Source organism: Massilia sp. CT11-108 (assembly GCF_047302915.1).
Taxonomy (GTDB): domain Bacteria; phylum Pseudomonadota; class Gammaproteobacteria; order Burkholderiales; family Burkholderiaceae_D; genus Telluria; species Telluria orientalis.
Map to the genome: position 1 here is coordinate 1 of NZ_JBKYMO010000021.1, position 21430 is coordinate 21430.

At 65.3% G+C, this 21430-nt stretch carries 18 protein-coding genes; all 18 read right to left on the reverse strand.

Features of this window, described 5'->3' with window-relative positions; genetic code table 11:
* Window positions 1–280: 280 nt before the first annotated feature.
* Window positions 281–922 carry a YidC/Oxa1 family membrane protein insertase gene (locus ACEN88_RS04055; RefSeq protein ID WP_413337519.1) on the reverse strand — a complete coding sequence of 214 codons (642 nt, stop codon included), beginning with the start codon at window positions 920–922 and terminating at the stop codon, window positions 281–283.
* Between the two features lie 324 nt (window positions 923–1246).
* Entirely contained in the window at window positions 1247–2104 is an 858-nt protein-coding gene (locus tag ACEN88_RS04060; protein WP_413337520.1) for a beta-1,6-N-acetylglucosaminyltransferase, read from the reverse strand.
* A 170-nt stretch (window positions 2105–2274) separates the two neighbouring features.
* Window positions 2275–4506: a heparinase II/III family protein gene (locus ACEN88_RS04065; protein WP_413337521.1), complete on the reverse strand. Its 2232-nt coding sequence runs from the start codon at window positions 4504–4506 to the stop codon at window positions 2275–2277.
* A gap of 366 nt (window positions 4507–4872) precedes the next feature.
* Window positions 4873–5649, reverse strand: coding sequence for a glycosyltransferase family 2 protein (locus tag ACEN88_RS04070; protein WP_413337522.1), 777 nt, complete (start codon window positions 5647–5649; stop codon window positions 4873–4875).
* 4 nt (window positions 5650–5653) lie between these two features.
* Window positions 5654–6865 (reverse strand): glycosyltransferase family 4 protein, encoded by a 1212-nt coding sequence (locus tag ACEN88_RS04075; RefSeq protein ID WP_413337523.1) that lies wholly within the window; start codon window positions 6863–6865, stop codon window positions 5654–5656.
* Window positions 6862–8379, reverse strand: coding sequence for an oligosaccharide flippase family protein (locus ACEN88_RS04080; RefSeq protein ID WP_413337524.1), 1518 nt, complete (start codon window positions 8377–8379; stop codon window positions 6862–6864). Before ACEN88_RS04080 ends, ACEN88_RS04075 begins: the two co-directional genes overlap by 4 nt.
* Window positions 8376–9842: an O-antigen ligase family protein gene (locus ACEN88_RS04085; protein ID WP_413337525.1), complete on the reverse strand. Its 1467-nt coding sequence runs from the start codon at window positions 9840–9842 to the stop codon at window positions 8376–8378. Before ACEN88_RS04085 ends, ACEN88_RS04080 begins: the two co-directional genes overlap by 4 nt.
* A gap of 6 nt (window positions 9843–9848) precedes the next feature.
* Window positions 9849–10541: an exosortase-associated protein EpsI, B-type gene (gene epsI, locus ACEN88_RS04090; RefSeq protein ID WP_413337526.1), complete on the reverse strand. Its 693-nt coding sequence runs from the start codon at window positions 10539–10541 to the stop codon at window positions 9849–9851.
* Window positions 10538–11437 (reverse strand): exosortase B, encoded by a 900-nt coding sequence (xrtB, locus tag ACEN88_RS04095; protein ID WP_413337527.1) that lies wholly within the window; start codon window positions 11435–11437, stop codon window positions 10538–10540. The genes epsI and xrtB overlap by 4 nt, the downstream gene beginning before the upstream one ends.
* Before the next feature lies 1 nt (window position 11438).
* Complete coding sequence (gene epsG, locus ACEN88_RS04100; RefSeq protein WP_413337528.1) at window positions 11439–12323, reverse strand: chain length determinant protein tyrosine kinase EpsG; 885 nt, start codon at window positions 12321–12323, stop codon at window positions 11439–11441.
* A 14-nt stretch (window positions 12324–12337) separates the two neighbouring features.
* Entirely contained in the window at window positions 12338–13747 is a 1410-nt protein-coding gene (gene epsF, locus ACEN88_RS04105) for a chain length determinant protein EpsF (protein ID WP_413337529.1), read from the reverse strand.
* Between the two features lie 50 nt (window positions 13748–13797).
* A complete protein-coding gene (gene epsE, locus ACEN88_RS04110) occupies window positions 13798–14586 on the reverse strand; it encodes a polysaccharide export protein EpsE (RefSeq protein ID WP_413337530.1) in 789 nt (262 codons plus the stop codon).
* Between the two features lie 34 nt (window positions 14587–14620).
* On the reverse strand, window positions 14621–15646 hold the full coding sequence (locus tag ACEN88_RS04115) for an EpsD family peptidyl-prolyl cis-trans isomerase (RefSeq protein ID WP_413337531.1): 1026 nt from the start codon (window positions 15644–15646) through the stop codon (window positions 14621–14623).
* Between the two features lie 117 nt (window positions 15647–15763).
* Window positions 15764–16744, reverse strand: a complete 981-nt coding sequence (gene fcl, locus ACEN88_RS04120; RefSeq protein WP_413337532.1) for a GDP-L-fucose synthase — start codon at window positions 16742–16744, stop codon at window positions 15764–15766.
* 3 nt (window positions 16745–16747) lie between these two features.
* Window positions 16748–17863, reverse strand: coding sequence for a GDP-mannose 4,6-dehydratase (gene gmd, locus ACEN88_RS04125; RefSeq protein ID WP_413337533.1), 1116 nt, complete (start codon window positions 17861–17863; stop codon window positions 16748–16750).
* Between the two features lie 178 nt (window positions 17864–18041).
* On the reverse strand, window positions 18042–19421 hold the full coding sequence (locus ACEN88_RS04130) for an undecaprenyl-phosphate glucose phosphotransferase (protein WP_413337534.1): 1380 nt from the start codon (window positions 19419–19421) through the stop codon (window positions 18042–18044).
* 8 nt (window positions 19422–19429) lie between these two features.
* Window positions 19430–20626, reverse strand: a complete 1197-nt coding sequence (gene epsL, locus ACEN88_RS04135; RefSeq protein ID WP_413337535.1) for an XrtB/PEP-CTERM-associated polysaccharide biosynthesis outer membrane protein EpsL — start codon at window positions 20624–20626, stop codon at window positions 19430–19432.
* 38 nt (window positions 20627–20664) lie between these two features.
* Window positions 20665–21390 (reverse strand): CAAX prenyl protease-related protein, encoded by a 726-nt coding sequence (locus ACEN88_RS04140; RefSeq protein ID WP_413337536.1) that lies wholly within the window; start codon window positions 21388–21390, stop codon window positions 20665–20667.
* Between the last annotated feature and the right edge of the window lie 40 nt (window positions 21391–21430).

Here is a 21430-nt window from a genome sequence, read left to right on the forward strand (position 1 = left end):
GTGCATGCCGCCGGCCGGCCACGGCGACGCATCGCCGCTGCCGCCCTGCCCCACCAGCTCCGTCGCCACGCCGTAGCGGGGCATCTCGGTGCCGAACAGGGTGCGCACGTCGGCGCGGATGGGGGGCAATGGATCGCGGACGACAAAGAGGATGGAGCGCATGGATTCCTTGCCTTATGAACAACGCATGGAATCCGATTCTAGCTTACTCGTCACTGCGCACAATTGCGCGAGTCTTAAGGCATGCTGGTACGCGTGGCTGGAACTTGTCGAGCGTCCGTCATCGGTCGGAAACGGACGACCGCGGGACGCGTTTCTGTTCGCGGCGCAGTACGACATTCTGGACGATGCTGACACCGGACGATGCTACCCAGTACAGGCCCAGGCCGGCCGACATCTTCCACAGAAAGATGGCCGTGATGGCGATTTGCACCGCAACCATCACGGTCGACGGGGCGTTCGAGCCGGACGGCAGGTAGTACGCTGCGATGCCGGTGAGCACAAGCACGACAGCTGTCAGCACCGCGTCAAACGACGCCAGGTTCCTCATCCAGAGAAAGGATCCGCCTGCCGCGCTTGCGTTGCTGACCGTTTTGTAGAGCAAGCCGAAGACTGGCAACTGCACGAATGCGCCGAGGATGCTGGAGCGGTCGATCACGTGCGCGCCGTTCTGCCTGTACAGCTTTGAAACCGCGGCGAACATCGCCTGCGGATCGTGCTTCAGGCGTTCCCTGATCGCGTCGACCTGGGGCTGGAGGTCGCGGATTTTTCGTTGGTTGACGAGCATTTTGCGGGACAGGTGCAGCGTCAGAGGCAGCAGGGCCAACCGTACCGTAAGGGCGAGCAGCAAAATAGCCCATCCCATATTGCCCTCGAAGAGTGAAGCAAGCGCGGACATCAGCCCGTCAAGAAATTTATCCATATACGTCCTCAATAAGCCGAAACCAATAATCGTTCGAAATCTGGCCAGAATTATAAAGATCAAAACGATCCGTATTCTCAGGATTTCTGGGACGTTGAGTTCAGTTTTTCCGCAGCATGGCAGAGGTCGGAAAGAACGCGTGACACTGCGACGCGGGCCATGTTCCGTCGGCAGGCGGGCCGCGCCACGAGCGAGGAGTCGACGATGTGCCCGCCACGCAGGCCCAGGCCAGACATCGCTTGGACGCGTTCGATGCGGCGCTGGCGCTGGCCGGGATGCGCCCCCCGCGCATCGTTGGAGTGTCGGGTCGGTGACCCGTGGATATCAAGCCGCGCGGAGCGCGAGCAGGCGCGGCAGCAGCGCGGCGCTGGCCTCGCTGTCGATCTTGCGGCAGAAATGGGCGCGCGACGCGGCGATGCGCTCGAAGTCGCCTTCGTCGAGGATTTTCGGGTTGCGGGCGCCGTGTTCGGGCCACTGGACGTAGCGGAAGTTCTGGCCCAGCACGCGGGGCGCGAACGGCGAATTCATCACGAGGGTCTGGAAGAACATCTCGTCCGGACACGCGCAGCGGCGGAAGAAGCGCACGAGGCCGGGGTCGCGCGCGACGCGCGCGAGGATGTCCTGCACGCAGGCGCGCGACAGCGCCCACCACGACGAGCCGCCGTACGGCCGCATGCCGCCCGGCAGGCGGCGCACGATGCCCGTCGCGCGCATCGCGCGGTTCGCGATGCGGCAGGCGGTGCGCAGCAGGCGCGGGCCGTCGTCGCAGTAAAAATACTGGTAGCGGAAGCCGGCCGCCCACTGGCCCGGGCCGGTGCCGATGGCGACGGTGTCCAGCAGTTCCTGGTGGGCGTGGCGCGCGAGCGCTTCTTTCAGGCGCGCATTCGACAGCAACGGGAAGTCCTGGGCGGACAGGAAGACGACCTTGTCGAAATCGGGCACCTCGGCCACGATCTGTGCGAGGGCGTTGAGCACCGCCTGCACCTGGCTGAACGTGCCCCAGTGGACGTCGACGCGGTCGCGCACGAGCCGCGCGAACGGGTGCACGGCGGCCGGGTCGAGCGCGCACTTGCGGTCGAGGTTCACGACCACGCGAAACTCGTCGTCGCGCAGTTGCTCGACCAGCGCATTGAGCTGGTCCAGGTCCTTGTGTGCCTGGATCAGGAATACCTGTGTCGTCATCGCGCCGAGTCTAGCACGGCGCGTGACGACACCACGTGACGCCTGAGTTTGGAACGTCGATAAACCTGCTGCGCGTTGCAACGTCGTCCTGCGATGCTCGCTGTACTCGCGTACAGCTCCGCTTCTCAGACGCCATTGCTGCCGCTCGCGACGGTTTCTCGAGGTTCCAATTAGTTCAGGTTCACGGACTGCGTACCGACCGTCAGCGTGCGGGTCGTGCCCGACGTGGCGACCTTGGTGGTGGGACGCTTGCAGCCGACGTCGATCAGCACGAGGAACTCGGCCGCCGACTTGCCGTCGTTCTTCAGGTAGAACGCGCCGTGGTCTTCCGTCACGCCGGACTTGGGCGCCGGGCCGCTCCACTTGGCGAACGGCGCATTGCCGTTCAGGTCGCGCAGGCACACCGACTGGCCGCCCGCCGCGATCTTGACGCTCGACGGACTTTCGACCGTCATCGCCACCGGCGCGTGGAAGTTCCACTCGTACGTGTGGGCGACGACCGCCTGCATCCTGTCGCGCACGACCATCGCGTTCTGGCCGTGCAGGTACCAGATCTGGCGCTTGGCCATCGTCAACTGGCCGCCGTACGACGGGGTCGCGTCGCCTTCGGCGTAGTCGTAGGTCGACTGGGCCGAGAAGCCGGTGACGCGGCCGTTGCGCTGCAGCTGTTCGCGGTAGCCGGTGACCACCTGGCCCTTGCCGCCGTCGAACGTGACCGCGTTCTGCGACCTGGTCTGGTGGTACCAGTCGGTCCACAGCGGCGAACCATACCAGTCGTACCAGCCGGCCTTCACCAGCAGCGGCTGGCCGGCGACCGACAGCAGCAGGCCGTTCTGGTCGCCGTGGCTGTGGTTGAACGAGCCGTACGGGCTGGACTTGAAGTAGAACGACGTGCGGCCCGTCGAGCCGATGTCGCTGTGCATCGCCACCCAGCCGGTGCTCGGGTAGTAGGCCGAGTTCGACGGCGGGATCTTCAGCGCCGTGCCGGTCACCGGCATCGGATACGGCGCTTCGACCACGGACAGCGAATCCTCGAGGCCCGGCAGGTTCGCCACGTACCAGGCGGCGCGCGGCGACACCATGCGGTTGGCGAAGGCGCGGAACACGCGCGGGTCCGGCTTCGTCTCGGAACCGTCGCCGAAGGCGTGGACTTTCGAGCCCGGCGGCGTGAACTGCGTCGCGAAATCGAGGAAGCCCAAGGTCCACGGCTTGGCGTACAGGTTCACGCCGGTCGCCTGGACGATCGGGTCCCACAGCGCCGTCATATAGCCCGCCGCGTACTCGGCGTAGGCGGTGCCGTTGGCGTAGCCGCCTTCCGCGCCCGACCACGGCGACGGGGTGTTCACGTACGAGCGGAACGTGAAGTCGAACCACGTCTGCGCTTCCGGGATGTCGCCCAGCGCCAGGGTCGAGATCAGCGCCATGTAGATCATCAGCGTGTTGCCGTGCGAATCGAACGGGTACTGGTCGAGGCGGCCGTTGTCGCCTGCGATGTTGCCGTACATTTCCGTCACGCGCGTCTTGACGACGGCGAGCCACCTGGCCTTGCGGGTCGCGTCCAGGTCACCGGCCAGCAGGTCCATGCCCTTCAGCAGCGACAGCGCGATCTGGCGCGTGGCCTGGTCCTGGTTGGCGTAGCTGGTGGGGCCGGCCGGATTCAGCGCGGCCAGCTGGTCGCCGCGCTTGAGCGCTTCGGCCAGGTGGACCGGGTCCTTCTTCAGGCGCCACAGCACCGCGGCCGCTTCCAGCTGGCGCGACGATTCGTTGATGCGGTTGCGCACGTCGGTCTGCTGCGACGCCATCTGCGCCGTCAGCGGCGACGCGATCACGATCGGCCAGCGCGAATCCGACAGCTCGGGCAGCGCCGTCATCTGCAGCTTGACTTCGTTGATCAGGCGGCTGACGTACGGGTCCAGGTCGGCCTTCTTGGCCGAGCTCCACGTCGAATACGCGGTGAAGGACGGGGCCAGCGAACGGGGGCGCGCCTTGTTCAGGATGCGCGAACGCAGCGTGGCGTTGTCGGGCACTTCGAACACGGTCGACTTGCTCGTGATCGCGAATGCGCGCGGGGTCGACCATTCCGTCGAACCGGCCGCGCGCACGCGCCACGTGTAATTGCCCAGTGCCAGCGCCTTGGTCGGCAGGTACCAGTTGCGCTCGACCGTCGCCTTCACCGGCGAGCCGCCCGACGGGGTGATCTCGATCTCGTAGCTGGCCGGGCCGGCCGGATGACGCGCCCAGGCAAAACCCGGCGGGTTCTGTGCCTGCACGGCGCCATTGGCCGGCGCGGGCTGGACGACCAGGGGATCGGTGGATTGGGCCCAGTCGGCGCGCGCGCTGAACGACATCAACAGCGACGACAGTGCAGCGACGGCGACAACGCCCTTCCGGTGAAATTTCATGTGCTTGCTCCGAGAAATATTAACTGGACGACTAGAGGGTCAGCCCGTCGGCAGGAAGCCAGGGCCCGATTTGCTTGAAGCGCTCTGCTGATGCAAATGAGCGCTGTTCGATACGAGAAATAGTACCGCAAATAAATTTTCTCGAGGAAAAATTCCCTTAGAAATCAAAGATTTTTCTCGTATACCCCACAAATCGGACGACCCTGTAGACCCCTTATTAACGGTAATATTTCCAGGCAGCTAAAAGCCGTTTTTTTACAGAAAAGACTTTTTGAAAACTGTGCGGCTATTTCGGCAAAGTTTATGAATTCGCCATCGATTTAATCACTTCGACAATCATGTTATTTATCTGATCTGGAACAGACATTACGATTGCATTACCGGCACGCCGGCGTGCGCCTCGGCGCGCAGCGCGCGCATGCGCCTGGCGTAGCGCAGGCAATAGATGCCGAACGCGAGCGGCGCCTCCTTCAGGTAGCGGCGCCGGACCTGGAACTCTTCCTGGCGCGCCTTGATCTTGTTGGCGGACGAGACACTGCCCGCATGGTCGCGGAACACGGTCAAGGGCCGGGCTATCGTGGCCGGCCGCGCCACCTTGCCCAGGCGCAGCCACAGGTCGATGTCCATCGCGTATTTCAGCGTTTCGTCGAACGTGCCCACACGGCCGAACGCGCTGCGGCGGATGAAGACGGCCGGATGCGGCACCGACGCGCGGCCCGCCGCGAACGCGTGGTAGCTGAACGGCACCATGCGGTACGGCGGAATCAGCTGGCCATCCTTCAACACCTGCACGGTGCCGAACACCCAGTCCACGCGTTCGCTGGCGAAGCGCTCGGCGACGAGTTCCAGCACGTCGTCGCTGGCGTAGTAATCGTCCGAATGCAGGTGCGCCACGTACTCGCCGGTGGCCGCTTCGATGCCCTGGTTCATGGCGCGGCTGATGCCGCCGCCCACGTCGCGCAGCACGCGCTTGCGGCCCGGGTACGCCGCGATCATCTCCAGCGTGCCGTCGGTGGAACCGCCGTCGACGAAGATGTGCTCGACGTCCTGGCAGGTCTGCCGCTGGACGGACGCGAGGGTGTCGGCCAGGGTGGCGGCGCTGTTCCAGGTGCACGTGACGATCGAAAAGGTCGGTTTGTTCATGGCATCACTCGTGATAAAAGTCCAGGATCTGGGGGACGGCGTGGAACACGTCCATCGGGAAGGCATCGGGCAGCGGCACCGTCACCGGCGCACGGCCCAGGATGTGCGCCAGGCGCTCCACGAGCCGCGGCATGGTCTCGGCCAGTTGCAGCTGGCCGTCGTAATACTGGTACACGGCCAGCTCCGGCGTGCCGCCGCGTGCCAGCGCGAGACACTGCTTGCCGAGGGCCAGCGCTTCCAGCACGGTGGTGCCGCACGGCTCTTCCCACACGGACGGGATCACGAGCACGTGGCTGCGCGCCGACATGCGGATCACCTCGTCGTAGGGCAGCCAGCCGAGGAAGCGCACCTGCCCGTTCGCATGGCGGCGCTCCAGCTGGCCCCGCAGCGGACCGTCGCCGACGATGGTGACGCGCGCATGCTTCGGCAGCCAGCCCTGCACCTGCGCGAGGAATTCGCCGAAGCCCTTGCCGGCATCGATGCGGCCGACGAGCAGGACCTCCCCCGCCCTCACCTCGTCGGGCCGCGCCGCGCGCTCGCGCAGGTACGGGTAGCGGATGAAGTTGTGGATCACGCGCGCGCGCGACAGGTCCGCGTCCGGCACGGCGCGCAGGAATGCCTGGCGCAGGAAGTCGGACACGAAGATCGTCTTGTGGCGCGAGAACGCTTCCGCCGTCTCCGACCGGTAGCGGCGCACGGCCAGCCCCGACATCTCGCGCCGCACCGCGTTCGGCGCCGGGTGGATGCAGGCGGCGCAGTCGCGCGCGTCGAGCGTCGTGCACACGTGTTCCTGCCTGAAGCGCAAATGGATCACGCATTCGCTGCCCTGGTCGTGGCGCGTCTGCACGAAGTTGACGCTGCGCGGCACGTAGCGCCCCGCCATCGGCAAGTGGCCGTGGTAGTGCACGACGTCGTACTTGCCCGCCTCGCGCAAGAGCGCGCGCGCGATGCTGCGCGCAAACCATGGCCGCTTGACGGGATTGAAGAAGCCCAGCTGCGCCTCTTTCCACCCCGGCCGGGAAAAATCGAAGCCGGGCAGCACGCGCCCCTTGAAGCCGATCTCGGCCGCGCTGCCACCGTGGAACCGGTCGCTGCGTCCCATGATGTCGACCTCGTGCCCCAGCTCGAGCAGCGCGTTCGACAACGTCACGACATGCTTGCCCAGGCCGCCCACCTGCGTGCCCGGCAAGTCTTCCGACACCATCAAGACTTTCAAGCCGCTTTCCTCATCGATAACAACCCCTTCACCCGCGCCCATGCCAGGTTCTTGTCGTCGCGGTCGATCACGAACAGGCTGCCGTACGCGAGCAGCAGGCCCGCCGTCAGCAGCACGAGCAGGAGCAGGTCGACCGGGCCGCCGTCGAACAGGCGGTTGCCCGCGCTGGCGACGGCCGCGACGACGGCCACGCCCGCCACGCTGGGCAGATAGGCTTTACGGACGAGCTCGCCAAGCCGCGCGGGCACCGTGCGGCCGTGCACGGCGACGAGGAAGGCGCACGTCAGCAGCACCGACGCGATCAGATGGCCCCACGCGGCGCCATCGATGCCCCAGCCCGCGACGCCCACGTAGACGACCAGCAGGCCGAACAGGGCGCGCGCCAGCGCGAACATGCCGGAAAAGCGCGGATGGCCCATGCCGTCGTTCACCAGGGACGGCAGGCTCGTCAGCGAATCGACGAATTGCGACAGCGCCATCACGGCGAGCACGACCTGCCCGGCGCGGGCGAACTGCGGGTTCATCCAGTAGAACAGGATCTGGTACGAAAACACGGCGACGAGCACGAGCACGGACGCGTTGATGAACACGACGTAGCGGCTCGCCTTCAGGTACAACTGGTTCAAACGCTCGAGCTCGCCACGGGCCGCCAGCGCGCTCGCGGCCGGGAAGAACACGCCGGACAGGCGGTACGTGAGGCTGAGGATACGGTTCGCGAGCGTGGACGCGACGGTGAAGTAGGCGAGCCCCGTCACGCCGACCAGCGCGCCGATGATGAGCTTGTCGGCATATGCGTAGGACAAGGTCGCGAAGCGGCTCAGGAACGAGTACGCGGAAAAGCCCAGCAATTCCTTGCGGATCGCCGCGCCCGGCTTACGGTAGCGCAGGTCCGGCAGCAGGCGGCGGATGCTGCGCCACAGTACGGCGCAATTGATCGCGCTCATGATGACGCGCAGCAGGATTACTTCAAACAAGCCATAGCCCAGCATCAGCACGGCCACCGTCAACAGCGGCACGCCGGTGCCGAACAGCATTTCGATGCGGCTCGCGATGTCGTAGCGCATCAGCGCTTGGGGCACGCTTTGCAGATAGCTCTGCAACTGGCCGAGGAAGAAGCCGAGCGCGGCCAGTTGGAGTGTCGCGACCGCTTCGTGCTCCAGCGCCGCCGGTACGGAAAACACGCGGGTGACGAAGAAGTGCGCGCCGAAAAACAGGCCCAGCCCGCCGACGAGGCCCAGCAGCGAGTACACGGACAGGCCGAAGAACACGGTCTCGGCTATGCGTTCCTGATCCTTGTGGGCGTTGAATTCCGCGATGTATTTCACGGAGCCGGCCGTGACATTGATGTCGATGACGGCGAAATAGCCGACGATCGCCGTCACGAGCGAGTACACGCCATAGTTCGCATCGCCCAGCCCTTGCACGACGAGCGGCACGGTGCCCAGCGCCACCAGCGCGGGGATCACGGCGCCCAGCAGGTTCGAGAAGGCGTTGCGGACGAGGCTGAGGTTCATACGTGCGCCGGCACCAGGTTGACGTGGCGGCGCTTGCGGGACTCGACGGGCTGCACGGCCGGTTGCGCGCTGGCCACGGCCATCGCCACGTAAGGCAGCGCGAGGCAGATCGCCAGCATCTGCGTCGTGCGCACCTGCGGGAACGGCGTGCCGACGAGCAGGTCGGGCAGCATGAACGCAAGGCCCGCGGCGCCGGCCGTCGCCAGGCCCAGCAGGTCGGGCGGCAATGTGCGCAGCGCGTGGCGCGCGAGCCGGGTGAACGCCCAGATCGTGCCGCCCAGCAGGATCAGACCGGGCAGCCCGGCCTTCAGGGCGATGTGCAGCACGCCGCTGTGCAGGAACAGGCCGCCGTCCTGCCCCGCCTGCCACGAGATGTGCTGGTAGCCCGTGTAGCGCCCCCACGTGCCGATGCCGGTGAGCGGGTGCGAGATGAAATCGGCCAGCGCGAATTTCAATTCCAGCACCCGCTCGCTTTCGGCGCCGAAGCGCTTCGATTCCATGTCGTAGAACAGGCTCGAGAAGCCGCCGCCCGCGCCCTTGGTATGGCCCAGGCGCTTGAACGCCGCGTACAGCAGGCCGGCGCCGAGGACGGGCGCGCCGAGCGCCATCATGTGGATGCGGCGCTGCAGCGGGAAACGCATCATGATGATCAGGAAGGCCAGCACGAAGCCGATCCACGCGCTGCGGCGGTACGACAGCACGATGCACGCGGCCGTCGCGAGCAGGGTCGACCAGTCGATCGCGGTCCAGAACAGCGAGCGCCTGTTTTTCACCACCTGGAACAGGTTGACGGCGGCGATGGCGAACGCGATCGTGCACAGCAGGCTGTCGTTGATGTCGAAGAACGTCAGCTTGATCTTGATGGCGTTCATGTTCGCATACACGTTGTTCGGGTCGCCGCCGAGGAAGGCCCAGCGCGCAAGGCCGAACAGGGCGCGCCCGAGGCCCGCCAGCATGATGAAGCGCGACAGTTCGATCGCGTGCTCGCGGGTTCGGAACGCCAGCAGCATCAGCGAAACGAGCGGCGCCATCCAGATGATGTTGGAGAAGCCGGACGGGGCCAGCGCTTCCGCCAGGGTCACGTTGGAGAACAGCGCCACCGCGACGTGACCACCCAGCAGCAGGCTCCAGGCGAGGAACCACGGCCGCAGGTTGCACGGCGGGGCCGGATAGCGCTGGAAGCCGGCCGACACGCGCGCACAGCACCACGCCCCCGCCATGCACCACAGCAGCAGCGGGAAGAACAGGACCCCGGAGCCACGGCTGTAGATGCCTGGCGCGGCGGCGGCCGCCAGCGAACCGTAGCTCGTCGAATTCTTGAAGAAGAACACGGCGATGTACACGTACGCGAGGAAGCGCGGCCACACCATTCCGACGCCCATCCCGGCCACGGCCATGATGGCCAGCACCACGACGGCGATGAACGGCAGCGAGGTATAGAAGACCAGGAGGAAGTTCTGCATGTCCGGTCAGCCCTTGTTGGTGGCCGCGCCCAGCAGCTTGATGCGGTCGTGCGGGGACATGGCATCCAGCATCTGGTTCACGAAGCGGTCCTGCACGCGGTAGGCGCTGTGTTCGTCGGCCTCGATGGTCGACACCCGCACGAGCATGCCGTCGGGGATCTTGCCCGTCAGGCCGTACAGGAAGCGCTGGTATTTCTGGCCCAGGCCGGACATCACGGCCTTGTCTCCGACCGTCACCCAGTACGTGATCGGTTCGTTGCGCGCGTTCTGGCGCGCGACGAGGCGTTTCACGGGGACGCTGCCGTAGTGCGTGGCGAGCTCGGCCTTGTGATCCTGCACCATGTCGAAGCCCTGCGCCACGTAGCAGACCTCGGGCAGGTGCAGCTGCAGCTGCTTGCTCTGGTCGCCGCCGTATGCGATCGACAGCATCACGCGCTGCCCCCCATCGTTGACGTAGGTGCGCGCCAGGGTCTGGTCATACAGGGTGGCAATGAGTTCCTTCTGCGTCTCGTCGGGCGTGAGCGGCACGACGGTGTTGTCGACCGTCCAGTTGCCGAACCGTTTCGGGATCATCGCCTCGAGGTCGAACCGCTCCTGCACGGCGGCCACCTTCTGCTTCGGCGTGAGCGCCCCCGTCAGCGCGGACGTGCCCGCCATCGCCACGCCCAGGACCACGCTGGCCATGAATCTGCGGTTCATGCCACCTCCCTGCGCCGCGCCCACCATTGCAGCGCGGAGTCGATGGACAGGATCAGCACGAGCGCCGTGACGAACAGGACCATGCCGGCGAACCCGTGCAGGAAACCCTGCCCCGCCGCGTCGCCGAAGTAATACGTGATCAATGTGAGCACGACGACGCGGATGACGTTGGCGGAGAACGAGATCGGGACGATGAACAGGGCGAGGCCGATGTTGCGGAATGCGGACGGGTGGCGCATCAGGTTCAGGTAGAACAGGCCCAGCGCTTCCAGGGTCAGCAGGGTCTGCAGGCCGGCGCACGCGTCCGCCACGAGCAGCTGGTACTGGCCGATCTGCAGGATCACGCCGGAGCGGCTGATCGGGTAGCCGAACGCGAACAGCAGGTGCTCGGTGGCCCACGACACGGCCATCTTCATCGGCATCGTCACCGCGGCGACGAATTCGCTGGGCAGCGGCACCATGAACAGCATGAAGAAGAACGGGAACCACAGCACCCGGAGGGCGCGGCCGCCCCGCTTGACGAGCAGCACGGCCGCCATCACGAGGATGATCGCGACGATCTGCAGCATCAGGATGTTCTGCGACCGGCCCAGCAGGTGGGCGACCAGGCCGATAGCGAGGATGGGCCAGCCGGCCCAGCTGGCGCGCGGGGGTGTCGTCGCCTCGATCACGTCCGGCCATTTGCGGTAGATGAGCCACAGCGCGAGGCCGAAGATGATCGGCCCGTGGCCCTGCTCCTCGCCGACCCAGGCGCCGGTGAACAGGTCGTAGAACGTGGGGACGAACAGGATGGCCAGGCCCAGGAAGACCGGCCACCATTCGGGCAGGACGCCGCGCAGTGCACGCAGGTCCGGTGCATGCTGCCGCACGGTGCTGGCGCGTGCTCCGGTGTCCATGTCAGAACTCCATCACCACCGAGCCGAGGACTTCGCAACCGGCGTCGACGAGTTGCTCGGCGGCGCGGCCGATGTGCGAGATCCGCGTGTAGTTCTTGCGCGTGACGAGCAGCGCGCCGCCCGCGCGGCTCGCCACCGCGACGGAATCCATGCCGAGCTGGAATGGCGGCACGTCGTACAGCACGACGTCGTAGCGGCTTTCCAGCTGCGTGTTGAGGTTGCGGAAGCCTTCGCGCGCCAGCAGTTCGCCCGGGTTCGGCGGGAGCGTCCCGGCCGGCATGATCGACAGGTCGATGAACGCCGGCACCCGCGCGATCACGTCGAGGTCGGCGCGGCCCGCCAGCAGGTCGGACAGGCCCTGGCGCGGCTTGAGCGCGAACGCGTCCTGCTGGCGCGGGGCGCGCAGGTTCGCGTCCACGAGCAGGGTCTGCTCGCCCAGCTGGGAAAACACGATCGCCAGGTTCGACGCGAACAGCGCGGATCCGTCTTCCGGATCCACGCCGACGATGGCCAGCGCGCGGCGCCCGCGCGCGAACCAGCGCAGCATCAGCTGGCTGCGGATCGCGCGCAGCGATTCGACCTGCGGGCAGAACGGATCGTACGCGGCGAGCAGCTTCGGCGACAGGCCGGCCTGGCCCTTCTGCAGATACGGGTACGAGAACTGGCGCGCCAGCACCTGCTGGATGTCGTCCTCGCTGACCAGGCCCAGCCGCACGGCCGCTTCGCCGAAGCGGATGCCGGTCTCCTTTTGCATGCGCAGCACGCGTTCGGCGTCTTCAGGCTTGAGCTTGCCCGAGTCGAGCAGCAAGGCACCCATGCTGGTCTCGGGACCCAGACGTTCAAGCCCATGATCGGCGGGCAGCGTGTTGAAAATCGGAGAGTTCATGGTGGAATCCAGGATCAGTTAAGACGGAGCAGGCGGCGCGGCGTCATCAGCGAGCGGATGCCCCCCGTCCGTCCACGCGGCGACTTCCATTCGATCGTGCCCAGCACGGGGATGCCCAGCATGTCCTTGACGTCGCTGGCCGAACGCACCGGACGGTTCAGCAGTTCCAGCAGCAGCGCCAGGCCGACACCGAGGATCGTGCCCAGCAGGAACGCGATCAGCGTGTTCAGCAGCACGCGCGGGCCAGACGGCTGCGTCGGCGCCACGGCCGGGTTCAGCAGGGCGATATCGGATTGCTCGGACTGCGCCTCGATGCGCGTCTGCGAGAAGCGCTGCGACGCGGAATCGAACGCGCGCTGGGCGCTGTCGAGGTCTTTCAGCAGCACGCCCAGTTCGTCGCGGGCGCGATTCATTTCAAGTACCTTCGCCTTTTGCTCGGCGACCGCCTGGCGCAGTTCCGCCTCGCGCTGGCGCAGCACCTGGGCATTCGCGCCCACGCTGCGCGAGACGGTGCCCAGCGCGGCATTCAGTTCGGCCTGGACTTTGTCGAGCTCGGCCTTGGCGGCCTGGTATTGCGGGTGGTTCTTGCCGTAGCGCTGCGACGTGTCGGCGAACTTGCCGCGCGCCTGGGCGACGTTGGCACGCATCGTCTGGATCAGGGCGTTGTTGGCGACGTCCGGCGACGTCAGCGCGGAACCGGCGGCGCCCTGCCGCGCTGTGCCTTCCATCGCGGCCGTCTGCGCCGCCACCAGCTGCGCGGACAGGTCGTTCAGGCGCGCCAGTTCGACGTCGACGCGGTTGTTGTCGAGGCTGACGATGCCCTTCTCCTGCTGGTACTTGGACAGGCGGGCCTGCGCGGCCTCGACGTTGTCGCGCAACTGCTTGGTCTGTTCGTTGAAGTACGACGCCGTTTTCTTGGCCGGATCGGTCTTCAGCTGGACGGTGATCTTCTGGTACTCGTCGGCGAACGCATTCGCCACCGCGGCCGCGAACGCGGGGTCCGCGCCCTTGAAGCTGATCTCGACGACGGACGATTCGCGCGACGGGACGATCTCCAGTTTCTTCAGCAGCAGGTCGGCCAGCCAGTCGCGCACCGAACCCTTGCCCTCGGTTGCATCCTTGAACTGTTCGACGACGGCCGGGCTATTCGCCAGGTGCAGCGCGTCGACGACCCGCAGCGCCACGTTCTTGCTGCTGATGATGTCGATCTGCGTCGCCATATAGCCCGGCAGCAGTTGCCCCGGCATCGTCAGGCCGGTCAATGGATCCACGCCTTTGTAGTTCAACAGAACGGATGCCGTTGCCTTGTACGTCTTGGCCTGGATCAGGCTGAACCCGAGGGCCAGCGCGACCGTGACCAGCAGGGTCGTCAGGATGATCTTCTTCCGTGCAAGCAAGATCAGCAGGAATTGATGAACGTTCATGATGAACCTTTAAAACGGAGTGGAACAAAGAACCGGGCGCTACCCCTGCGTTAGAACCAGCTTTCCTTGACCGTGATGACGTCGTCGACCTGGACCAGGTCGTCGGCCTTCGCTTCGATCGTGTGCGCCGCGCCGTTCGCGTCGCGGCGCGTGATGCGCAGGCCGCGCTGCGTGCCGCGCTGGGTCAGGCCGCCGCCGGCCGACAGCGCCTGCTGGACGGTCATCGCGCGTTCCAGGCGGAACGGTCCCGGACGCTGCACTTCGCCCGTGATGTAGGCACGCGGCGCGCGCTCGACGAAGATGATGTCGCCGCCGGCGACTTCGTAATCGCGGTTCAGTTCACCCTTGCGCACCATGTCGACGACGTCGATGGTTTCGCGCGTGGTGACGCCGTTGCGGGTGCGCACGAGGCTGACCATGTCGCCGCCTTCCGGGCCGATGCCGCCGGCCAGCGCCAGCAGATCGAGCACCTTGCGCGGACCGTCGACCGGGTAGCGGCCCGGACGGTTGACCTGGCCCAGCACCGACACCTGCTGGCTCGCGAGCGTGGTGATCAGGAGGTTGACCTGGGCCTTCTTGAGGTAGCCGCCCTTTTCGAGCAGGCCGCCGATTTTCTTTTCCGCCTGTTGCGTCGTCAGGCCACCGACCTGCACTTCGCCCAGCAGCGGGAACGTCATGGTGCCGCCTTCCGAGACGCGCGTCTCGATTGCAAGGTCGGGGCTGCCGTAGACCGACGCCTTGACCACGTCGCCCGGGCCCAGCAGGATTTCCGCCGCACCGGCCATGCCCGCGCCGAGCATGAGGACTGCCGCAACCATCCAGTGTACGAGTCGTTTCATCTTCTTCACTCCTTATGGGTCGTCAATGTTGGGATTACTTCAGTCCGGCGACGCCGCGGTCCAGCGCTGCCTTGTCGGCGCCGGATGCGTTGTCGGCTGGTGCGTTGTCGGCCGCGGGCATGGCGGCGGGTGCCGCCGCGGCGGGATCGGCATTCGCCACTGCGCTCGCCGGCGCGGCCTTGGGATCGGGCACCATCGATTTGTTCAGGTACTCGATCTTTGCGGTGGAACGCAGGCGCTGCAGCTCGGCCGCGGCCAGTTCCTTGTTCTTGCGGTTCACGAGGAATTGCTCGATCTGGTTCGAGGCGACCTGCAGCGAGACCGGTGCATCCTTGACTTCGGCGACGGAAATGAACATCGCGCGCGGCCCTTCCTTGACGACAAACAGCTGCCCCTTGGGCATGCCCAGCAACTTCGAGGACAGCTGCGGCGGCACGTCGGCCGTCGAGCGCGTGACCTGGTTGCGGCCGTACTTGATCTTGTGCGTGTCCAGCCACACGGCGACCTCTTCCAGCGACTTGGCGCTGTCGGCCGCGCTGCGCACCTCGGGCGTCAGGTCGTTGGCGGAGATCACGAGTTCGTTCATGCTGAACTGCTTACGGTTGGAAAAGAATTCGGGATGCTTGTTGTAGTAGTCCTCGACTTCCGCCGGCGTCGGCTTCGCCACGTTGCCGACGCGCTTTTGCAGATAGGCCTGAGCGACGATCAGCGATTTGGCGCGGTCGATCGCCTGCATGACCTTGGGATCGCGGTCGAGGTTTTCCTTGGCGGCCGCTTCCTGCAGCAGCTGGCGGTCGATGAGAACCTGCAGCAACTGCTTGCTGGCGGCATCCTGCTGGGTGGCGGAGACGCCTGCGCGCTGCAGTTCCTCGTTGAGCTGGAGTACCGTAACCTCTTCCCCATTCACGCTCGCCAGCGCCTGGCCGGGTTTCTTTTCTTTCGCCTTGTCGCCGCACGCGCTCAAGGTTGCCGCAACCAGGATCAGCGCGGCGCACAGCACGCGCTTCGGAGTCGTAGGAAAGGATGTGTTCATGTTGGCAGCCACGTGGTTGTTGTTCAATGGGTTTCCTTGAGGATGGGGTGGAACTCTTGTTATAGCCTGCTCATTCTGGGAGCCGCACGACTCGGACTCTGTTCGTCAATTAACACTCTGCCGTACGGCTCCCGCCGCGATCGCTCAGGCGGCGGCCCGCTTTTCCTGGTCCGCCACCAGGTCGACGAAGGCCGCGTAAGCGCGCCGCAATCCTTCCGGCAACGGCGTGCGCGCCTGCCAGCCGAGGGATTTCAGCTTGGACACGTCGAGCAGCTTGCGCGGCGTGCCGTCCGGCTTGGTGGGATCGAACGCGATGCGGCCACGGTAGCCGACCGTCTCGCCGACGAGCCGCGCGAGGTCCGCGATCGTGACGTCCTCGCCCGTGCCCACGTTGATGTGCGAATGCATCGGGTCGGTGTACGACGCATACGTGGCATGGTCGAGGTTCATCACGTACACGCTCGCTTCCGCCATGTCGTCGACGTACAGGAATTCGCGCATCGGCTTGCCGCTGCCCCAGATCACGACTTCGGGCGCGCCGGCGAGCTTCGCTTCGTGGAAGCGCCGCATCAGCGCGGGGATCACGTGGCTGTTTTCCGGGTGATAGTTGTCGCCGGGACCGTACAGATTCGTCGGCATCACGCTGCGGTAATCCGTGCCGTACTGGCGGTTATAGCTTTCGCACAGTTTGATACCGGCAATCTTTGCCATCGCATACGGCTCGTTCGTCGGCTCCAGCATGCCGCTCATCAAGTACTCTTCCTTGATCGGCTGCTGGGCGAGGCGCGGGTAGATGCACGAGGAGCCCAGGAACAGCAGCTTGTTCACGCCATTGCGCCACGCTTCGTGCACGACGTTCGCCTGCACCATCATGTTGTCGTAGATGAAGTCGGCCGGATACGTGTTGTTCGCATGGATGCCGCCGACCTTGGCGGCGGCCAGGTAGACCTGGTCGATGCGCTCGTTGCGGAAGAACTCGCGGACCTGGGCCTGGTCGGTCAGTTCGAGTTCCGCGTGGCTGCGCGTGACGATGTTCGTGTGACCTTGCGCGCGCAACACGCGCACGATGGCCGAGCCGACCAGCCCGTTATGGCCGGCCACATAGATGCGGGGTTGTGTATTCAACGTTCACTCCAATGAAATTGCAACGTTGTAGCCATGCGAGGCGAGAAGCTTGTGGCGACGCGCCGTCTCGAGGTCGTGCGCCACCATCTCCTGCACCATCGCTTCGAAAGAGGTCCGCGGCTCCCAGCCCAGCCGGCGGCGCGCCTTGCCCGGGTCGCCGAGCAGCGTATCGACTTCCGTCGGACGGAAGTATTGCGGGTCGACGGCGACGATCGGCTGGCCCACCACGACGCCGGGCGCCTTGTCGCCATGGATGGCGGCGATCACGCCGCGTTCGTGCACGCCCTCGCCCTGCCACGCGATCTCGATGCCCAGCTCGCGTGCCGCAACTTCGACGAAGTGCCGCACGGAATACTGGCGGCCCGTCGCGATGACGTAATCCTCGGGCGTGTCCTGCTGCAGCATCAGCCATTGCATCTCGACATAGTCGCGCGCATGCCCCCAGTCGCGCAGCGCGTCGAGGTTGCCCAGGAACAGTTGCTGCTCCAGGCCTTGCGAGATGTTCGCGAGGCCGCGCGTGATCTTGCGCGTGACAAAGGTCTCGCCGCGGCGCGGAGACTCGTGGTTGAACAGGATGCCGTTGCACGCGTACATGCCATACGCCTCACGGTAATTCACCGTGATCCAGTAGGCGTACAGCTTCGCGACGGCATACGGGCTGCGCGGGTAGAACGGGGTCGTCTCGCGCTGCGGGGTTTCCTGGACGAGGCCGTACAGTTCCGACGTCGACGCCTGGTAGAAGCGCGTCGTCTTTTCCATGCCGAGGAAACGGATCGCTTCCAGCAGGCGCAGGGTGCCGAGGCCGTCGACGTCGGCCGTATATTCCGGCGATTCGAACGACACGGCCACGTGGCTCATCGCACCGAGGTTGTAGACTTCGTCCGGCCGGACTTCGCACAGGATGCGGTTGAGGTTCGACGTGTCGGACAGGTCGCCGTAATGCAGGTGGAAGTGATTGTCCTCGACGTGCGGATCCTGGTAGATGTGATCGATCCGCTCGGTATTGAAGAGCGAAGCGCGCCGCTTGATGCCATGCACTTCGTAACCCTTGGCCAGCAGCAGTTCCGCGAGATAGGAACCGTCCTGGCCGGTGACACCCGTGATCAACGCTTTCTTCATTGGCAGTTGTCCTGGCGAATGTTATGCAAAATCAATAAAAAATTGCAATCTCAGCAATTATTTTCACGCAGCCCATCGGGCGCCGCAAGCGCCGATCCGATTGAATCCGGCTCTTTAAGTCGAACCTAAGCGACCCCACATGTGCGGACTTTTAAGCGCGTTTCAAAACGCGCGGGTTTTAGAATGCGTTCTCGCGCGTGAGCACGACCTTCACTGTTTTAAGAACGATCCACAGGTCCAGCCACAGCGACCAGTTGCGCAGGTAATCGAGGTCGTACTGGATGCGCGCCTCCATCTTGTCCAGCGTGGCAGTTTCACCACGCAGCCCGTTGACCTGCGCCCAACCTGTGATGCCCGGTTTGACCTTATGGCGCAGCATGTATCCCTTGATCAGCTTGCGATATTGCTCGTTGTGCGCGACCGCGTGCGGACGCGGCCCGACGATGCTCATCCTGCCCTGCAGCACGTTGACGAACTGCGGCAACTCGTCGAGCGACGTGCGGCGCAGGAAGCGGCCGATGGGCGTCACGCGGTCGTCTTCCTTGCGCGCCTGCACGACGGCATCGCCGTTTTCCATCACCTTCATCGAACGGAATTTGTAGACGATGATCTCTTCGCCATACAGGCCGTAGCGGCGCTGGCGGAAGATCACGGGGCCAGGCGAACTCATCCTGACGACCGCGGCGACCACGAGCATCAGCGGCGCCAGCAGCAGCAGGATCAGGCTCGACAGCACGATGTCGGAACCGCGCTTGATGGTGCTGTTCAGGCCCATGAACGGGGTCTCGCAGATCGCGATCACGGGCATGCCGCCCACGTTGTCGAAGCGCGCCTGCATCAGGTCGAAGATGTAGACGTCCGGCAGGAAATAGACGGACGCGGTCGTGTCCTGCAACTCGTCGATGAGCTTGCGGATGCGCGGCTGCGCGGAGATCGGCTGGCTGATGAAGATCATCTTGATGCCGTTGTCGCGCACGTACTGCACCAGCTCGCTCGTCTTGCCCAGCATCGGATGCGGCAGCTCGGCCGGGTGCCGTTCGCCGTCGCGGTCGTCGAAGAAGCCGCGCACCTGCATGAACAGGTTCGGATGGCGGTCGCAGATGCCGGCGAATTTCAGGCCCACGTCGTTGACGCCGACCACGACGACCGAGCGCACTTCCTTGCTCTTGCCGGGCCGGTTCGCAATGCGTACGGCAATGTGGCTGCCCAGCAGGATGAGCGGCGTGGCGACGGCCCAGGCCAGCAGCACGCGCTCGTCGTAATAGTATTTGAGGCCGCTGGACGAGCCGAGGAACATCAGCACGGCGATCGTCACGCACCAGCCGAACACGGTGTCGCGCGCATAGGCCCACATGCGCCCGCTGCGCCACGTGCGGTACGGATCGACGTGCTGGTACACGGCCGACGAAATGAAGAAGGCCAGCACCATCAATACCAGCAGGTAGCCCGAGAACGGCTCATGGAACAGCACCGCCGACAGGTACAGCGTGCCCATGATGATCAGGGGGTCGAGTACGCGCTGGAAGAACGAGATCAGCGGTATGTCATTGACCGTCATAAAAGCATTCAAAACTGCGCATTGGCCGACAGCGACACGCTGTTCGACTTGAAGCTGCCCGTACCGAGCACGGGCGATCCGCTGCGCGCCTGGTGCGCCAGCCCCGCCGACACCTGGATGGTCGGCCGCGGCGTCCACGTCGCGGACAGGCTCTGCGTGCGGATGGAATCGCGGATGTCGCCCGCGCTTGCGAACGACGCGCGCGCGTTGTAGTTGCGCCGTTCGTAGACGGCGTCGGCATTCACCTTGATCTTGGCCGTCGCATCCCATTGCGCGCCGACGCTGGCGCCCTTGTTCAGCGTATAGCTCACGACCGTGCTTTCCAGCGGCGCGAAGTCGCGCCAGACGGCAGCCCGGTACGTCATCTTGCCGCGCGGCTGGTACGTGGCCTTGATCTTGCCGGCCACGCCGCTCGTCTTGCCCGTGCCGAACGACGGCTGGTCGCGCCGCGTGTAGCCGACCAGTGCATCGAACGTCGTGGAACCCGTCGCTATCCACAGTACGCGCGCTTTCAGTTCGTCCTGCGTGAAGTTGTCGTTGAGAAGATTCGGACCGACGGGGCGCGGATATGGATACTTGCCCTTGACCCGCCGTGCCACGAGGCCGACCGTGCTGCCGCTGCTGGGCAGGTAATCGAGTTCGACCTCGCTCGAATCTTCCGTGCGGTTGTTGTAGCGCTGGGCGAACAGCTCGTAGTCGTACTTGTCGCGCTGGAAGCCCGTGCGCACGCGCCAGGACGAGTGGAAGCGCCACGCGCCTTCCGCGAAGTGGCTGCGGCTGCGGCGCAGGTTGCGCTCGTTGCTCTGGAAATCGGTGTACGGCGCCAGCACTTGTTGATAGGTGGTGCCGACCTTGCCTTCGAGGTGGTTGCCGAGTTGCCAGAACCAGGTTGCCTGCAAGTCCTTGCCATCGTAATTCAGCTGTTTGAAGTGGTCGAAGTCGTACTTCGACAGCTTGGCCACGATGGAAATCCGCTGGCGGCTATAGGTCTTATCGAAGATCAATCCGCCCTCCCGCATCCACCACGAATCGGCCCGGGTGCCGTCGAACGCGGACTGGCCCTCCGGCACGCGCAGCAGGTTGTCGTCGTGGCCGTAGCCGACGCCGGCATATAGGTGGAGCGCATCGCTGGGACCGGCGCCGGCGGGCAGCGTGAACAGGGTGCAGAGCAACAGGGCAAGGGGACGCACGCGGAAATTCAGCATGATGGTTTGTCTTTTTCTTGAAGTTAATGGCGGACGGCTTACCAGTAAGACCAGCTGCCGGTCCGAACCACCCACACGCCCAGCAGGCCGTTGGTGACGGCATGTGCCAGGATCGGCGACCACAGGTTGCGGTGACGCATGTACAGCAGGCTGTAGGCCGCGCCCGCAACGATCCCCGCAAGCCAGAGGTTATGTTCGACACCGAACAGCACGACAGTGATGACGAAGCTTTTGATGGAGAGTTGAGAGGGCTCAACCGACTCGAAGTCGGGCGCGTCCACCCACCGCATCAGGAAAGAGCGCCAGAACAACTCTTCCATGACGGGCACGACGAGCGCGGCGCCGGCGATGCGGATCGCCACGAGCAGCCAGTCGACACGGCCGTCGACGCGCGGATCGAAGCCGGACGAGGAACCGAACACCATCCAGCCGGCGTCCAGGCTGATCCAAAGGACGAGCACGAGCACGCCCGTCGCCAGCGCGGTCAACGCGTGCAGCGGTGCGAGATGAAAGCGGGAAAGTTCTTTGTACTGGCGCCAGGACAGCGCCAGCAACAGGGCCACGAGGGCGATCTTGGCGGGGTACAACCAGCGCAGGGCGTCCTGCGGGACACCCAGGCGTTGCAGCACGTCGCCGATGACGATGAAGGCCAGGTAGGCGGCGAAGGGCAGGATGCGGAGCCAGGCCGCGCGGTTGAACATGGGAGCGTCGGCGGGGATGGCTGCCGTGGCGGGCACGGCGTAGCGGTCGTCATGCTCAGTCATGTCTCTCCGTCAGCGGGCGCCTGGCCCGCGCTCAGCGATG

Excerpts from the sequence above, each read along its gene's own strand:
- ACEN88_RS04070 (WP_413337522.1), bottom strand. The coding sequence starts at position 5,649 with ATGAACAAACCGACCTTTTCGATCGTCACGTGCACCTGGAACAGCGCC.
- ACEN88_RS04080 (WP_413337524.1), bottom strand. The coding sequence starts at position 8,379 with ATGAACCTCAGCCTCGTCCGCAACGCCTTCTCGAACCTGCTGGGCGCC.
- xrtB (WP_413337527.1), bottom strand. The coding sequence starts at position 11,437 with ATGGACACCGGAGCACGCGCCAGCACCGTGCGGCAGCATGCACCGGAC.
- epsF (WP_413337529.1), bottom strand. The coding sequence starts at position 13,747 with ATGAACGTTCATCAATTCCTGCTGATCTTGCTTGCACGGAAGAAGATC.
- epsE (WP_413337530.1), bottom strand. The coding sequence starts at position 14,586 with ATGAAACGACTCGTACACTGGATGGTTGCGGCAGTCCTCATGCTCGGC.
- ACEN88_RS04140 (WP_413337536.1), bottom strand. The coding sequence starts at position 21,390 with ATGACTGAGCATGACGACCGCTACGCCGTGCCCGCCACGGCAGCCATC.
- epsG (WP_413337528.1), bottom strand. The coding sequence starts at position 12,323 with ATGAACTCTCCGATTTTCAACACGCTGCCCGCCGATCATGGGCTTGAA.
- ACEN88_RS04065 (WP_413337521.1), bottom strand. The coding sequence starts at position 4,506 with ATGAAATTTCACCGGAAGGGCGTTGTCGCCGTCGCTGCACTGTCGTCG.
- ACEN88_RS04085 (WP_413337525.1), bottom strand. The coding sequence starts at position 9,842 with ATGCAGAACTTCCTCCTGGTCTTCTATACCTCGCTGCCGTTCATCGCC.
- epsL (WP_413337535.1), bottom strand. The coding sequence starts at position 20,626 with ATGCTGAATTTCCGCGTGCGTCCCCTTGCCCTGTTGCTCTGCACCCTG.
- epsI (WP_413337526.1), bottom strand. The coding sequence starts at position 10,541 with ATGAACCGCAGATTCATGGCCAGCGTGGTCCTGGGCGTGGCGATGGCG.
- ACEN88_RS04130 (WP_413337534.1), bottom strand. The coding sequence starts at position 19,421 with ATGACGGTCAATGACATACCGCTGATCTCGTTCTTCCAGCGCGTACTC.
- ACEN88_RS04055 (WP_413337519.1), bottom strand. The coding sequence starts at position 922 with ATGGATAAATTTCTTGACGGGCTGATGTCCGCGCTTGCTTCACTCTTC.
- gmd (WP_413337533.1), bottom strand. The coding sequence starts at position 17,863 with ATGAAGAAAGCGTTGATCACGGGTGTCACCGGCCAGGACGGTTCCTAT.
- ACEN88_RS04060 (WP_413337520.1), bottom strand. The coding sequence starts at position 2,104 with ATGACGACACAGGTATTCCTGATCCAGGCACACAAGGACCTGGACCAG.